General features: G+C 67.5%; 12 protein-coding genes and 2 pseudogenes. 6 read left to right on the top strand and 8 right to left on the bottom strand.

Annotated features, from left to right (window positions below):
- The first annotated feature begins 1 nt into the window (after position 1).
- Both C6Y14_RS33730 and C6Y14_RS33725 read left to right on the top strand, forming a co-directional pair.
- On the top strand, positions 2-934 hold the full coding sequence (locus tag C6Y14_RS33730; RefSeq protein ID WP_107020681.1) for a TauD/TfdA dioxygenase family protein: 933 nt from the start codon (positions 2-4) through the stop codon (positions 932-934).
- A gap of 211 nt (positions 935-1145) precedes the next feature.
- Positions 1146-1550: an ATP-binding protein gene (locus C6Y14_RS33725; protein ID WP_107020680.1), complete on the top strand. Its 405-nt coding sequence runs from the start codon at positions 1146-1148 to the stop codon at positions 1548-1550.
- A gap of 73 nt (positions 1551-1623) precedes the next feature.
- Here the strand turns inward: C6Y14_RS33725 and C6Y14_RS33720 are convergent, their stop codons facing one another.
- From C6Y14_RS33720 to C6Y14_RS33685, 7 genes and pseudogenes are all read right to left on the bottom strand, one after another.
- Positions 1624-2268 carry a cytochrome b/b6 domain-containing protein gene (locus C6Y14_RS33720; protein ID WP_107020679.1) on the bottom strand — a complete coding sequence of 215 codons (645 nt, stop codon included), beginning with the start codon at positions 2266-2268 and terminating at the stop codon, positions 1624-1626.
- The gene (locus C6Y14_RS33715) at positions 2252-2977 is read right to left on the bottom strand and encodes a molybdopterin-dependent oxidoreductase (protein WP_107020678.1); all 726 of its coding nucleotides are present in this window, start codon (positions 2975-2977) and stop codon (positions 2252-2254) included. The genes C6Y14_RS33720 and C6Y14_RS33715 overlap by 17 nt, the downstream gene beginning before the upstream one ends.
- 341 nt (positions 2978-3318) lie before the next feature.
- Positions 3319-3956, bottom strand: a pseudogene (locus C6Y14_RS33710) (DinB family protein); the annotation flags it as partial.
- Positions 3953-5254 carry an ergothioneine biosynthesis glutamate--cysteine ligase EgtA gene (gene egtA, locus C6Y14_RS33705; protein ID WP_107020677.1) on the bottom strand — a complete coding sequence of 434 codons (1302 nt, stop codon included), beginning with the start codon at positions 5252-5254 and terminating at the stop codon, positions 3953-3955. The gene egtA and the pseudogene C6Y14_RS33710, both read right to left, overlap by 4 nt.
- A gap of 483 nt (positions 5255-5737) precedes the next feature.
- Entirely contained in the window at positions 5738-7177 is a 1440-nt protein-coding gene (locus C6Y14_RS33695; protein WP_107020676.1) for a dihydrolipoyl dehydrogenase family protein, read from the bottom strand.
- 1 nt (position 7178) lies between these two features.
- Positions 7179-7736: a DUF308 domain-containing protein gene (locus C6Y14_RS33690; RefSeq protein WP_107020675.1), complete on the bottom strand. Its 558-nt coding sequence runs from the start codon at positions 7734-7736 to the stop codon at positions 7179-7181.
- A 457-nt stretch (positions 7737-8193) separates the two neighbouring features.
- Positions 8194-8406, bottom strand: a complete 213-nt coding sequence (locus tag C6Y14_RS33685; protein ID WP_107020674.1) for a hypothetical protein — start codon at positions 8404-8406, stop codon at positions 8194-8196.
- 384 nt (positions 8407-8790) lie between these two features.
- Between C6Y14_RS33685 and C6Y14_RS33680 the strand changes: the two genes are divergently transcribed.
- The 4 genes and pseudogenes from C6Y14_RS33680 to C6Y14_RS33665 all read left to right on the top strand — a co-directional run bounded on the left by C6Y14_RS33680 (position 8791) and on the right by C6Y14_RS33665 (position 11564).
- Positions 8791-9417 (top strand): TetR/AcrR family transcriptional regulator, encoded by a 627-nt coding sequence (locus C6Y14_RS33680; RefSeq protein ID WP_107020673.1) that lies wholly within the window; start codon positions 8791-8793, stop codon positions 9415-9417.
- A gap of 234 nt (positions 9418-9651) precedes the next feature.
- Positions 9652-9855, top strand: a pseudogene (locus tag C6Y14_RS46045) (transposase); the annotation flags it as partial.
- 479 nt (positions 9856-10334) lie between these two features.
- Positions 10335-10763, top strand: coding sequence for an organic hydroperoxide resistance protein (locus C6Y14_RS33670; protein ID WP_107020672.1), 429 nt, complete (start codon positions 10335-10337; stop codon positions 10761-10763).
- Between the two features lie 174 nt (positions 10764-10937).
- On the top strand, positions 10938-11564 hold the full coding sequence (locus tag C6Y14_RS33665; protein ID WP_107020671.1) for a TetR/AcrR family transcriptional regulator: 627 nt from the start codon (positions 10938-10940) through the stop codon (positions 11562-11564).
- A gap of 822 nt (positions 11565-12386) precedes the next feature.
- On the opposite strand, the gene C6Y14_RS33660 is transcribed toward C6Y14_RS33665, so the two are convergent.
- On the bottom strand, positions 12387-15467 hold the full coding sequence (locus tag C6Y14_RS33660; protein ID WP_107020670.1) for an alpha-mannosidase: 3081 nt from the start codon (positions 15465-15467) through the stop codon (positions 12387-12389).
- Positions 15468-15482: the final 15 nt, after the last annotated feature.

Raw genomic sequence — 15482 nt, 5'->3', positions numbered from 1 at the left:
CATGACCTCTGGGACCGAACAGCGCGAACGGACCGGATTCGCCCGCTCGGCGCGAGCGCTGCGTCCGTCCATGGTCGGACGGGAGTTCCGCCCAAAGGGCGCCGGCGAACCGTACCGGCACCTTTCCCTGATTCCGCAGTCCCTCCTGATCGGTGCCGAGGTCCGCGGCGTCGACCTCGCCGAGGAACTGGCTCCCGAGGTGCTCGCCGAGCTCAAGCGGGCGCTGCTGGAGTGGAAGGTGCTGTTCTTCCGCGGGCAAGAACTCACCGCCCGGGAGCACGCCGACGTGGCCCGGCACTGGGGCGAACTCGAAGATCACCCCTTCCTGCCCAAGGCCGAGATCCCCGAGGTGGTGCGACTGGAACACGACGGAGCACGCCCCGGAACCGAGAACATCTGGCACAGCGACGTCAGCTTCAGCCCTACACCGCCGCTGGGCTCCATGCTGCGCGCCGTCACGGTCCCCGCACTCGGTGGAGACACCTTGTGGGCGGACATGCACGCGGCTTACCAGGGGCTCCCCGAGGACGTCCGCGAACTGATCGACGGTCTGAGCGCGCTGCATGAAATTCCCACGGTGACCGGGGAAGCCGCGGACGAGGTGGCGAAGAACATGCGCGAAGCACGCGCCCGATTCCAGCCGGTGGAACACCCCGTGGTGCGCACGCACCCCGAGACCGGCCGCAAACTCCTCTACGTCAATCCGGTGTTCACCAGCGCCATCGTGGGGTTGGCACCGAGTCGGAGCCAGGATCTGCTCGACCTGCTGTTCCGCCAGGCGACGCTCCCGGAGTACCAGGTGCGCTTCCGCTGGGAGCCGGGCTCGGTGGCCTTCTGGGACAACCGGGCGACCCAGCATTACGCGGTCAGCGACTACTTCCCCGACTTCCGGCTGATGGAACGCGTCACGATCATCGGCGACCGCCCGTACTGAGGCGCCGGCGCACCTGCGGTCCCGTCGGGCAGGGCAGCATGTCGAGCAGGACAGGATGTGGACGATTTTTCCCTTTTTGTAGCCCTAGGGGCACTGGCGCCCAGCTTCTCCCAGCCGTATAGTGAACGTTACATACATCACTTGACCGGCTGGACACCGGATCGAAACTGGCGCCCACACCTCGGCGGCCCGAGGAACGAGAGGATCCACCATGTCCCCCACCATGATCCTTACGCCACCCCGGCGGGCCTTCGAGACCGCGATCCCTCCGGATCTCGTCCACGTCCCGCAGGCCCGAAACGCCGCATTCGCGATCATGCGGCTGTGGGACCTGGACCCGTCACTCGCCGATGACATGCGGCTGGTCGTGTCCGAACTGGTGTCGAACGCGATCGAGCATGGCCTCGGCCGGGTCGGGCTGCGCATCACGGAGACGGCCGACGAGGTGAGGATCGAAGTCTCTGACTCCAATCCGGCACCTGCCCGGGTGTCATGGGCTCAGGACGAGGACCCGCGGGGGCGGGGCCTCATGATCGTCGCGAGCCTTGCGGACAGCTGGGGCGTGAGTGAAGACGGCTACCGCACCTGGGCCGCCTTCCTGACGGGGCAGCGGTAACGGGCACCAGGGGATGCGAACAAGGAGTGCGTCCCTTGGTGCCCGCTTGCCACCCGGGCATTCGCTGCGCTGGTCAACGCATCCTTTTAGACCCTGGGCGCCACAACGGATGCCTGCGCTTCGCCCATTGGGGGTCGACCGTGCCTGTACGCAGGCCGGCGCGTGCCTCCGGGTCCCCCATGGCCATGCCGATGTGTCCGGCCAGGACGATCCCGATGGTCAGGGCGAGCCAGTCGTGGACGAAAGTCGCACTGGTGCGCCACGTGATCGGGGTGAGATGGGTGAACCACATGATCAGGCCCGTGCCGAGCATCACCAGCGTCGCACCGGCGATCCAGTTCGCGTAGATCTTCTGTCCGGCGTTGAACTTGGCCGCCGGCCGGGACGAGTAGCGCTTGTCGCGGCGCAGGACCGCGCGCAGCCAGACCTTGTCGTGCGGCCCGAAGCGGTTGAGATGCCCGAGGTCAGCGCGGAAGTGCCGGGAGAACAGGCCCACCAGGACGGGGATCGGAAGGGCAAGCCCCGACCACTCATGAACGCGGACCACCAGATTGCGGCGTCCGACCATCTCCGCGAGCACCGGGATGTAGAGGAAGGACGCCGTCACCACACACACGCCCGTCAGCAGGGCCGTCGCACGGTGCACCCAGCGCTGCGCGGGCCCGAACCGGCGGAGCTCGGCGGGCGGCGGAGTGTGCGCCTCAGCTCGTGGGGTCATCGTCCCGCCCGTTCGACTTGCCGACCCAGGCGTCGACGTCGTAGCCGAGGTCCTCCCAGTAGCCGGGCTTGACGTACTCGGTGACGGTGATGCCGGACAGCCACTTGGCGGACTTGTAGAAGTACATCGGTGCCACGTACAGGCGGACCGGGCCCCCGTGGGCATGGCTGATGTCCTCGTCCTGCATGCGCAGCGCCACCAGGACGTCGGAGCGGCGGGCCTGCTCCAGGGTGAGGCTCTCGGAGTAGGCGCCGTCGAAGCAGGTGAAGCGGACGGCGCCCGCCGAGCCGCGCACGCCGGCGGCGTCCAGCAGGTGGGACAGCCGCACCCCCTCGAAGGGAGTTTGAGGGACCCGCCAGCCGGTGACGCACTGGATGTCCTTGACCATCCGGGTCTGCGGAAGGGCGCGCAGGTCGTCGAGCGTGTAGGTCGTCGGGTGGTCCACCAGGCCGTCGACGGTCAGCCGGTAGTTCGTGGCGTCCTTGTGCGGTACCGAGGTGGTCACGGAGTAGTAGCGGAAGCCGCCGCCGTTGGGCAACAGACCGGTCAGGCCGGATGGGTCCAGCTGTGAGGCACCGGCCAGAAATGCTTCGGTGCCACGTTGCAGGGTTGGTGCGGCGTAGACGCCCAGCGCTCCGAGACCAAGGGTGCCGAGAAAGACGCGCCTGCCCACAGGGGTGCCTCGCTTCTCGGGTCGTTCAGAGTTCACGCACCAACTCCTATGAGTTCGCTGGACCAAGGCCGTCGGATCGTCGCCGTCGCCATGTACCGCCGACGTCTCCCCCGCAGGCGCTTCGCGCTCAGCCCTGGATACCGGTGGTCGGCTTCGCCGCATCTCCGGGAGGCCGACGCCGGGACGGAACAAGCCCGAACCCGCCAGAAGAAAGAACATTCTGTTCTCTTAGAATGCCGTCGGCCACGAAGATTGTCAATACAGAACGTTCTACCTGCACTGCTGGGTCGCAAGTGAGGCTGGGGCTCAGGCCCCTCGCTCGCCTCGTACTCACCGGCGCTCCTGACGCTGCCGCTCACGCTCGGCGTCAGCTCGGACCGTTCGTTGTCCAGGGCCCCGGCTCCGACGACGTGCCCATGGTGAACGGCCCGCCGGGAATCAGCGCCTCCGCCGGGCCGGCGAACAGGGGTGCGGGGGCGGGATCGGGGGCGGTCAGCGCTTGCGGCCCGGCGCGGAGCTGATGGGTGACCAGCATGGTCTCGTCGTGCTGCTGTTCGTGCTGGGCGATCATGCCGAAGGCGAAGCCCGCCTCCGTCAGCCGCGTGCCGTGGAACGCGGCTTCCTGCAGCACGTCCAGGGCTCGTGCACGGATGTCGGCCGCGTACCGGCGGGCCTCGTCGGGCGCGAGCAGCGGCAGGCCGGGCCGTTCGGAACGTGGGTGCTCGAACGCGTCGTACAGGCTGTCGATCTCGGGCCGGATCGCCTCCTGCCCGGCGACGGCGCGCAGCAGCCATTGCTCCTCCTGGTTGGCGATATGCGCCAGGTCCCACACCAGGGGAGACATCAGGGGAGACACCTGGGCGGTCAGCTCGGGGCCTTCCACTCAACTGGTCAGCAACATGGTGCGTTCGCGAACGGTGACGAGCGCGGAGAGAGCCCGCTCGCGCAGCGTTTCGATGTCCGGACTCGCTTCGCCTGCCGCTGTGGCGAAGGTGTCGTCGGCAGGGTGGTTCATGGGCCGTACTCCTCGCTGAGCCGACCATGGCCGGTGCCGCCTTCCATGACCAGCATGTCGTCGGCGGGGCAGCGGCCCCGCGACACGTAGCGCTCCAGAAACGCGGATACGGCGTCCTGGACCGCAGTCGTGGCGCCGAGCCGGGGCAGGGCGTCGAGGGCAGCGGTGAAGCACGTGACGGCAGCCTCCCGCAGCCCCGGATCGGTGAGCGCGTCACGGGCGGCGATCTCGTACAGGGGATTGCGCGGGGCCTGTCGGCCGAGTGTGCGTGCGGCGAGCGGCTCGACAGCGCGACAGGCGATGTCGGTCGCCTCGCGATCGTCGAACAGTGCCGCTGTCACCGCGAGGGGCACGATCCAGCCGTCATCACCGGGCTGCGCGTCGATCATGCGCAATTCCAGGTGGCCGCGCGGCCGGACGGGCGGGAAGAGGGTGGTCACGTGGTAGTCGAGATCGCCGTGCAGTGGCGGTCTCGGCATCAGGTGGCGTGTCCAGTCCCGCAAGGTCAGATCGTCCGGCACGTCCCACGGTCCGCTGTCGCGGCGTATGCACATCACTGGCGCGTGCAGGACGTGCCGCGCCCAGCTGGTACGCGGATGAGTGTCCAGCGGAGCGCCGCCCGCGCGGCCCGCGCCGATCTGCATCCAGCGCAGCTGCCGGGTGGATCGCCAGCCGGTGGGCCTGTTGTCGGCCATCGGCGAGTTCGCGAATGATGCGAGCAGGACGGCCCCCAGGTGATGTGCCAGCCACCAACGGCGTACGTGGCCGAGGGGGCCCGGCTCTTCATACCCCGCGTCCACGCAGACCTGCACGGACGCGGTACTGCACATCATGTAGCGGCCGGCGGGGCCGAGCCGCTCGAAGTGGGCTTCCATGGCGTCGTACCGAGGCTGCCGCAGAAAGCGGCGTGGCGCGTGCCAGGGATCGTGGCCCAGGCCGACGATGCCGAGGCCGACGTCGCGCAGCACCGCACGGACCGAGTCGAGGTCGGCTGAGACGGTGCGGATGCAATCCATGAGCGAGGTGGCAGGCAGCGAACTCAGTTCCAGCTGACCACCGGGTTCGACGGTCAAGGAGGACGTGAGAGGCAGTGCCCGCAGTGCGGTGTACGCCGTGGAGAGTCGTTCGGGCGACACCGGCGTCTGCGGAGCGTCCAGTTGGTGGACAAGCCATTCCACCTCGACGCCCAGGCGCTCGGGGGGACCGGTCTTGAAGCAGATGCCGTGGACCAGCGCCTCGGCCTCGGCCTCGCCGAGTGCGTCAGGGGTCCGGATGCGGCCGACCATCGATTCGAACATGTGGAGATCCTTCAGAAAGACGCAGAGGACATCGCTAAGTATAGACCGAACGTTCTATCCGATGCACGGCGGGGTGCAGGCAAGAGACGTCATCGCACGTCGCCGTCCGTGCCGCACCCTCGGCATCGACGACGCGGGCGCCGAGCGCTGCGGGCCAGGTCGCGACCGCCTGGGCTTCTCCAGCCGGGAAGGTCCACACCGATGTGGGCGGTAGTCCTGGAAGGCCGCGAGGGTGCCGCTGAAGTTACTCATGCCCGTTGCGCCCGGTCGCGAGCCATGCGGCCTGCCGCCACACGACCGGGGCGCCCGACCCGACATCGGTACAGGTCGGCCGAGCCCGACAAGGGCCTGTTCCGCGCCGCGCCGGGCGGTCCGCCGCGTTGGCGCCGGAAGAAGCACGAAACCCCCTGCGGGGAGGCAGGGGGCGTGCTGTCGTCTCATCCCGTCGGGCTCGGGCGGGGCAGAGAACATCAGTCGCGTGTGTCAGCGGCCGTAGGTTTCCAGCAGACGCAGCCACACCTCACTCACCGTGGGGAATGCAGGCACCGCGTGCCACAGCCGGTCAAGCGGCACCTCCCCGACCACCGCGATCGTCGCCGCGTGCAGCAGCTCCGCGACATCCGGGCCGACCAGCGTGAATCCGACGATCACCTTCCGGTCCTCGTCCACCACCATCCTCGCCTGACCGCGGTATGCCTCGGCCTGCAGCGAGGAGCCGGCAGTCGCGGCCAAGTCGTAGTCGACGACACGGATCCGCAACCCGGCGGCCTCGGCGGCGGCTGCGGTCAGCCCCACCGACGCGACCTCCGGCTCGGTAAAGACCACCTGCGGTACAGCGCGTTCGTCGGACGTCGCCACGTGCCGACCCCACCGACCCTGCTCGACCGTCCCGTTCTTGGCCCGGGCCACGATGACATCGCCGACGGCGCGGGCCTGGTACTTGCCCTGATGGGTCAGCAGAACGCGCCGGTTGACGTCGCCCGCGGCATACAGCCATCCGTCATCGAACAGTGCGCCGTCCTCGCCGACGACCCGCATGGTGTCGTCGACGGTGAGCCAGGCCCCGGGCGTCAGACCGACCGCGTCCAGGCCGATGTCCTGCGTGTTGGGCGTACGGCCGATCGCGACGAGCAGTTCATCGGCTTCGACCTGCTCACCGTTGGTGAGCGTGATGGACACCGTTCCGTCGTCGGCTCGCTTGACGGACGCCGCCTCGGCTCCGAGGCGGACGGACACGCCGCTCTCACGCAGCGACTTGACGACATGCTCACCGGCGAACGGCTCCGCCAGAGGCAGCACTCCGTCACGCGCCAGCACCGTCACCGCTGCGCCCAGGCCTGCGAACGCGGTCGCCATCTCCGATGCGACCACGCCACCGCCGATGATGGCGAGCCGACCCGGGACTTCGCCCGTCACAACCGCTTCCCGGCTCGTCCAGGGCTTTGCCTGGCGCAGTCCTTCCAGATCCGGGACCAGCGCGCCGCTTCCGGTCGCGACGACGACCGCGTGTCGCGCGGTCAGCGTGGCCGTGGAGCCGTCCTTGCCGGTCACCTCGACAACCCGGGTGGAGCTGACGCGACCGTGTCCGCGGTACAGCGGCACACCCACCTGCTCAAGCCAGGACGCCTGCCCGTCGTCCCTCCAGTTCGAAGCGAAGGCATCTCGGCGCTTGAGCACGGCAGCGACATCCAGATCACCTGTCACCGCTTCACGGGCACCGGGCACCTGTCGAGCCGCGCGGAGCGCCGCCCCGCTGCGCAGCAGCGCCTTGGTCGGCATACAGGCCCAGTACGAGCACTCGCCTCCGACCAGTTCCCGCTCGACGACGGCCGCGCTCAGGCCGCCCTGCACCACCCGGTCAGCGACGTTCTCCCCGACCGGACCCGCGCCGATGACGATGACGTCGTAGGTCTTGTCGTCCATGTCAGATCTCCTTGCTGGAGCGGCCGAGACGCAGGGCCGAGACGAGGAAGAAGATGCCGCCGAGCACGGCGTAACCGGCCACGCCGCTGAGCGCGGGGTCCGTCCCCGAGGCGCTCGCGACAAAGTTGGCGCCGGCCAGCACGGAGATGCCGCCACTGAGGATCATCGGCCACTGACCGCCCATCGCGCGGCGCCTGACAGCCACGATCAGCTGGACTATTCCGGAGACGATCGCCCAGACGCCCCACACACGCAGGACGGCCGGCACTCCGGAGGCACTGGCGACGGCCAGACCCGCAGCGGCGACGAGGCTGATGGCCATGTTGACCTGCAGACCACGAACCTGTCCGTTGTCGCCGGACGAGCGGGAGTCCCAGACCGCGGAGGCGACGTCGAAGAGCGGGTAGATGACGACCAGGGCGATGCCGAGCGCGCCGAGTTCGGACGCGGTGGCGAACACGAGGACCGCCCAGACGATGGCGAATGCGAATCGCACAAGGTACAGCTGGCGCAGAGCCGGCGCGATGCCCCCGACAGCGGGAGTGTCAACGGTGGTCACGATGATCCTTTCGAAGTTGCGGCGAAGTCGAAGGTGCGATTCAGCAGTTGGCACGTTCGGCTTGCTCCAGACGACGGCCCCTTTGTGAGCCGCTAGAACCTCCGGAGGTATACCGAACGTTCCATCTATAAACAGCATGACCACTCCGGCACAATCTGTCAAGACAGAACGTTCTACCTAGGCCTTGCGCGTCCCCCGACGGGCCCAGAACCTGCCCACGACAAGGCCCTCGGCCACCGCGCGACAACTGCCGCGGTGGCCGAGGGCCCTGGAACAGTCACACACCGAAGGACGAGCACGCCGCCCGCAGCGATCACCGACGATGGAGTGGAGGGCGGGGACCGCACACCTCCCCTTCGGGAACTCCAGGGGCACACCCTTTCCCGCGACGTGAGCAGGAGATCCGCCCCGTCGGCCGATCTGATCACAAGGGACGGCGACGGAACGTCGTGTGAGGTCACATGCCCCATCGGGGCGTTATCTCGGCAATGGTCAGAGCGGCGAGGCGCAGGGCCGCGTTGCGGCGATGGCGCAGCGACATCGGCATGTCCGCCTTCGCCAGGGCGCGGCCGCGGGCTTGCTCGGGGCGGTCGGCGGTGACGATGAAGACATGGACGCCGGACGTACCGTCAGCGGTGTGGGTCGGAATGGTGACAGCCCAATAAGGCATGGCGCGTCTCCTGCGGGACATGCAACGGTGAGGGTGGGCGGGGGCTGGGCGGATCATGGGCTCTCCGCCGCCACTTCCCGGCCGGCAGCCCATCCGCGGCGGGGACATGTGTCGGTGCAGGCGGCATACGGCACGATGCTGCGTGGGTGGCAATCTGCGCCGCTCGGGGGCCAGCGCGTCACATGGTGACTCGCTGCGCAAGTCCGCACTGGTTCTCCCCAGTTGATCGGTCCTCCATCGGCGGCCCACGCACGTCGTCTGCACTCCATGCCCTTGACGCCACAGCAAACGTCCCTTCTTCTAGATAGAACGTTCTGGCTGACACTATGTCAATCCCTACATCGAATCGTCAAGACCGAACGTTCTATCTGTTAGGATTGGAAGATGGCGCGCACTAACCTCAACGGCCGACCCTCCGATGCGCGGTCCCGGCTGCTCAGCACGGCCTGCCGGATCTTCTACGAGGAGGGAATCCACTCGGTCGGCGTTGATCGCATCGTCACGGAAGCGCAGGTGACCCGGGCGACCTTCTATCGGCACTTCCCCAGCAAAGAAGACCTTGTACTCGCCTACCTGGACGAGTCGCACCGAGCCGAGCGCGAACAGGCCGAGGCGGCCCTCGCTGCCGAGCTCTCAGCAGCGGACGCCTTGCGAAGGCTCAGCAGGTCCATAGCGCAGAGGATCCAGGTTCCCGGCTTCCGGGGCTGCGCGTTCCTCAACGCCGTCGCCGAATATCCCGACCCTGACCATCCGGTGCACCAGGCCGTACTCGCCCACCGCCAGTGGTTCCTCCAGACGGTTGCGGAGTTGCTCGCCAAGGTGCGGGAAGCGCCCGCCGAAGCGGCGGCCCACCACTTCGTGATGATGCGTGATGGTGCAACAGCCGCTGGGTGCCTGTTCGATCCGTCAGTAGTGTGCGAGACCTTTTTGCGCGGGGTCGACGTGCTCCTGCGGGCTCACGTCACAGCGCCCTACTCCGAGCCGGACAGGGTGTCAGCTGCTGGACCGTGACGCCCGCTCACGACCACATACGGGCGGGTGCCTCTGATGACCGAGAAGGCTTCCAGAGGGCCGATCTGTCAGGTTCCTTGCGCGGGCGTATGCCCTGGGGACGATCATGCCCCGCTGTTCTGTGCGGTCAGGGCAGCTGTCTCGATTCAGGTTGTGCGGTGATCTGCGGTTCGCGGGCGGTTGGCTTGGTGGTGCAGAGGTCGGTCATGGAGGGTTCCGAGGGGTAGCGGCGGTCGGATCGCCTCGCAGGCCGTGGTCGTCGCCGCCGGGATCTGAGCCGCCGGGCACCGCGCGATCCTCGGCGCGTTGGCCGGCGACAGCGAATCGAAGCCGCTCCGGCCCACGTTCCTGCGCAGCCTGCGGCCAGCGGCCAGCAGCCTGGAGAACATCCAGCTGGTCATGTCCGACAGCCACAGCGGACTGATGGCCGCAATCCGCCGCGGTGTCTCCAGCAGTCGCATCAGCTCAGACTGGACTCGTGCGGCGGAGTCGGCGGCGGCCACCCCCACGACGCCGGGCTGCTTGACACCCCCACGCCGATGACTGCGTCGAAGCGCGAAGCACCGCTGGACCGTTCAAGCGGAGCAACAGTGCCCCTGAACCAGCGCGAAGGCGACGAGGAAGCCCTCCCACTGAAACCCGTACGCCCGAAGCGTCATGCACGACCGACCGCCAGCCCGCCCTGCGAGAAAACTTCGAAGAACAGAACGTTCTGTCTTGACAGCGGCCGTCCTCCGCACCAGACTATGCAAGACAGAACGTTCTACCTTCCCGTGACGGGCTGCTACCGCCGCAGCCAGACCGCCCGTCCCCGTCTGCTGAATTTCTACGTCAGCAGGAGGAGCCGATGGCAACCACGGTCGTGAACGTGACACAGCGGCCCAAGCGACCGCTTATTGAACCAGGAGAGAAACAAAGTGTCCGACACCCTTTACAGAGGCATTGCCACGTCCACCGGCGACGGCAGGGCGGGAGGCAGGGCCCGGACCAATGACGGCCTGCTCGACATCACGCTGGCGATCCCGAAGGAGATGGGCGGCCCCGGCGGCGCGACCAACCCTGAGCAACTGTTCGCCGCAGGCTGGGCCTCGTGCTTTCATTCGGCCCTCAAGGCCGTAGCGGCGCAGCAGAAGACTCAGATCTCCGACTCCGCCGTCGTCGTCGAGGTGGGGGTGGTGAAGACCCCGGAGGGCGGATTCGGCCTGAACGCCGCCCTGCACGTCGAACTGGCCGGCGTTGCGCAGGAGACAGCGGACAAGCTGGTTGAGGCGGCCCATGCGATGTGCCCGTACTCCAACGCGACACGCGGCAACCTTCCGGTGACCCTCGACGTCACAGTGGCTTAGCGCCGCCCATCGGGGGGAGGACTGCCCCTCCCCCCGATCAGGCAAGGCAACTCTTGAGCTCACGGACTCGATCGAGCTGAGACCGCCGAAGCCGTTTCCCCTTACATCCATAAGCCCGGGCGTACTATACTTTGCAACGAACGTTCTATCTCTTCGGATCTGGTCAGTGAGCGTATGAGTCGGAGTAATGAAGGCGGCATCGTTTCCGAGGCGCGGACGCGGCTGCTCAACACGGCAACCCGGATCTTCTACGCCGAGGGGATCCATTCCGTCGGCATCGACCGGATCGTCGCGGAGGCGCAGGTGACCCGGGCCACGTTGTACCGGCACTTCGCGAGCAAGGAGGACCTGGTCCTGGCCTATCTCGCGCAGGCCGACCAGGCCATCCGGGGGCAGGTCGCCGCCGCACAGGCCAGCAGCCCCTCGCCGAGCGACCAGGTCCGGGCGGTGGCCACATCCATCACCGACGGTATCCAGTCCACCGGGTTCCGCGGGTGCGCCTTCCTCAACGCGGCGGCCGAGTACTCCGACCCCGCCCATCCGATCCACCAGACCGTCCTGGCTCACCGGCAGTGGTTCCTGACCACCGTCACCGACCTGCTGGCGCAGACCAGCGACAGGTCGGCCGATGCTGCCGGCCGCCACTTCATCATGCTCCGCGACGGCGCCATGTCAGCCGGCTGCCTCTTCGACCCGAAGCTGATCTCCGACACCTTCCTCCACGGCGTCGAAGGCATCCTCAAAGCCCGCACCGTCCCCGAACTCGTCGGGAACGCGACCGCCTCGGCACCACAGTCCTGAACACCGACGACCGGACAGGCGGTTCGGCCGCCAACTCCTGGCAGCGCCTTTCCTCGCTAGAGCCTCTCCCCCACCGGGGTTGCGTCCGGAGCCAGCCGATCATCCGACTGCGATAGATCCTTGAAGCGACGCCGGGATTCACTGACGGTGAATCCCGGCATTCGGACTCAGCGGAACGCGGCTGCCCCGCCGACCTCGACGAGGCCTTGAAAACCACAGGCGGTCAGGTCTTCTCCAGCTGGATCCCGTTCGGGCTCGCCGCGCTGAGGAACGCGTACCCGCTGGCTCACGCCATCCGATACCTGAACACGCGTCAGCGCGGGGGCACACGGACGCAGTCGCCCACGGAGGCGTCGACGGCGCCGTCGTATCCGGGCCGCACAGCGTGAGGTTGGAATGGTCCGAAGCCTGCCCGGGATCTGTCACGAGGCTCGTTTCATCGCTTCGCTCGCGACTTCAGTCCGATCGGCTTCGAGGGCCCGCCGACCGCGCGCGTGTACAACTACCACGGCACGGCCGACGAGCTCCTCACAACTGAGTGAGCAGACGTACGGCGTGACGTTCCTGAAGCGCCACCTTTAGGAACGGGCTCACGACGACCTGCCCAGACGGCCACATATGGACGGTGTCAGCGGCGGCTGATCGGACCATCGCCGCTCGCGGATTCATCGGTCGGCATCGACTGCGTTGGACGGGCATCCCCCGGTCGAATCGACCTGAGTCTCCGTCAAGAAGATCCGAAGATCCCCATGACGCATCGACAACATGGTGTGCCCAGCAGCGACAGGTCCCTGATCGGAAAGCGGGCGGCCCATCGTGCCTCTACCGGGCTCGGCTGATGCGCAGCGTCGCGATCTCGAAGGGCCGCAGAACAAGTTCGATGGCCTCGTGCGAATGCCATGTCCGCTGGTCGAGGTCACGTTCGAGCAGGTCGGTCAACGAGGCGGCGGCGAAGGGAAAGTTGGGATGGATGACCGCGTCGGCGCGTGATCCAGCCGCTTCGTAGAGTCGCACGATGACGTCGCCGGAACGGTCTTCGGCCAGTTTGATCGCTTCCACGAAGACGGAATCCGCGGAGACGGTGACCACAGGCTCGACGCCCTGGTGGGCGTCGTCCAGGATTCGGGTCGGCAGATTCGTACGGTAACCGGTGGATGCCGCGTCGATGACGCCGCCCACGACGCCGAGAACGGTGCGCAGGACGTGGACGCCTTGATCGGCTTCCGGGTCGGGGTACTTCGGTGCTCGGAGCAGCGACTCTCGCACCACCGTGGTGGTTCCGCCATCGTCCCGTACGGTGCGAGTGATGTCGTGCCCGTAGGTGGAGGTGTTGGCGACCACGGCACCGAAGTCGCCCTCCGCCACATGGACCCAACGGTGCGCAACCGTCTCGAATCGTGCGTGGTCCCAGGAGGTGTTGACGAAGGTAGGGCGTCGGACGTGGCCGAACTGGATCTCCGACGCCGCTTCGTCGGCGCGCAGGTCCAGCGGGAAGGCGAGCTTGAGAAGCTTCTCCTGTTCGTGCCAGTCGACCACGGTCTCGATCTGCAGCTCGCTGTCGTCCTCCGCCAGCCAGTAGCGCTGGGTGAACGATGACTTTCCGTAGGTGTGGTGCACCACGAGGGTCCGGTCGACGATCTCGACGGAGTCCGGGATGCGCAACTCGGTCATCGAGCGCAGGTAGGCGCGGTCGATGTCCCAGGCCTCGAACATGTTGGGGATGTCACGGAAGATCTGCAGGACGGACGCTGCCTGACCCGGAGCGATCAGTTCCCGGCCCGTTCCCCGGTCGACGTACGAGATCAGCTGCCCGTCCGGGTCGAAGCGCGTGGTGACATGGCCGTTCCGCAACACGTACCCGGAGTCGGTTCGAGCGGGAATGGCCGCGGCATCCTGCGGGGCCGAGTCAGCGGTCACGGCGCCCAGGGCCGGACTGCTCCCGATCGTCACCGGGGCGGCGTTGAAGACAACCCGCTCGCTGCCGTGACCGGCAAGGGCCCGCTGCGCCGTTTCGATCAGAGCCTCCAGGCGGACCGCCACCTCCTGGTAGACCTCTTCGGCCTCGTCATGCACCCAGGCGATGGCCGATCCGGGCAGGATGTCGTGGAACTGCTGCAGCAGAACCGTCTGCCAGATCGACTCGAACTCGTCGTACGGGTAGTCGATCAGCCCGCCGACCGCCGCGGTCACGCTCCACAGTTCGGCCTCGCGCAGGAGATGCTCGCTGCGCCGGTTGCCCTGCTTCGTCTTTGCCTGGCTCGTGTAGGTGCCGCGGTGTGCCTCCAGGTACATCTCGCCGTACCAGACGGCCGGTTGGGCCAGCGCCTCCTTGGCCTCGTCGAAGAACCGCGTGGGTGAGCCGAGTGTGACGCGGGGGGCGCCTTCGAGGTTGCGGTTGCGGTGAGCGGCGGCCAGCATCGCCGGGGTGGGGCCGCCTCCGCCGTCGGACCAGCCGAAGAGTGTCAGCGACGTGTTCGAGGCGCCGTGCTCGGCGTACTGCTTCTGCGCTTTCGCCAGGTCACCGGCTCCGAGGTCGGAGCCGTAGGTGTCGTTCGGCGGGAAGTGGGTGAAGATCCGGGTGCCGTCGAGTCCTTCCCAGAGGAAGGTGTGGTGAGGCATCCGATTGGTGTCGTTCCAGGAGAGTTTCTGCGTCAGGAAACTGTCCGTGCCGGCGCCGCGTGCGATCTGGGGCAACGCCGCGGTGAAACCGAACGAGTCCGGCAGCCACGCCTCCCGGGACAGGACACCGAATTCGCGGAGGAAGAAGTTCTGTCCTAGCAGGAACTGCCTTACGAGGGCTTCACCTCCGGGCATGTTGGTGTCGCTCTCGACCCACATACCGCCGACCGGGATGAACCGTCCTTGGTGGACCCGGGTCCGGACCCGCTCGAACAGCTCCGGGTAGAACTGCTTGACCCAGGCGAACTGTTGAGCGCTGGTGGCGGCGAAGACGAAGTCGGGATCGGCGTCCATCAGGGTCAGTACGTTCGAGAAGGTGCGTGCCGCCTTGCGGACCGTCTCCCGGGTGGGCCAGAGCCAGGCGGAGTCCAGGTGCGCGTGCCCCACCGCCACGATCGAGTGGGCACTTGAGTGGGCGGGAGAGGTGAGGACCTCACTCAGCTCGCCCGCGGCCGCTGTGGTAGTGCCGGTGACGTCGTCGGGATCGAGGACGTCACACATCCGCTCCAGCGCGTGGCGGATCGCCGCGCGACGCGGGGAGGCGGGATCGAGCTGACCCATGAGTCCCATGAGCGCGGAGACATCTTGGAGCAGCGAGTCCACGGCGAGATCGCGTTCCACCAGGGCGAGTTTGCGCAGTGTGTAGATCGGTTCGGTGCCGGCCGTGGCCTTGTCCCCCAGGTGCACGGTGTGAGACCTGGTGGGTGCGGCGAAGCCCGAGGGCAGCGGCGCGCCTCCGGCCGCCGAGGCAAGAGTGGTGACGAAGAAGTGCTCAAGAAGGTTGGGGTTGGATGCGGCTTCGATGTAGAAGTCGATCTCCGTGGTCCGCTCCGGATCGATGTCGATCACATGGTTGAAGGGCTCGATGCCCTTCACGATCGAGCCGTCGGGTCGGTACACCAGGCCTTCGGCCTGGAATGCCGGCAGCAGGCCGCTGAATCCCAGATCCACGAGCAACTGGACGGTCGTGCCCTCCCGGCCCCAACCCTCAGGCATCTCCCCCGTCACGTGGAACCACGTGGTGCCCCACGGTCTGCTCCATCGTTGCCCGACGGAGAACGGTTCGAAGGGCTGGTCGACGACTTCCGCGAAGGGAACGGGTTCGTCGGGGACCTCCCACGCCGTCACCGTCAGAGGCGCGGTCCGCCGGAAGAGGTTCGGGGCTATCCGGGAGCTGACCACATTGCCGATGCGGAGCTGCGCCTGAGTGTCGTCGTCAAACATGTCCGCACGCTAACA

Origin of the sequence: Streptomyces dioscori (genome assembly GCF_003024195.1) — a bacterium.
GTDB lineage: Bacteria > Actinomycetota > Actinomycetes > Streptomycetales > Streptomycetaceae > Streptomyces > Streptomyces dioscori.
The sequence above is the reverse complement of the archived record's forward strand: the minus strand, read 5'-3'. Positions and strand labels throughout refer to the sequence as shown.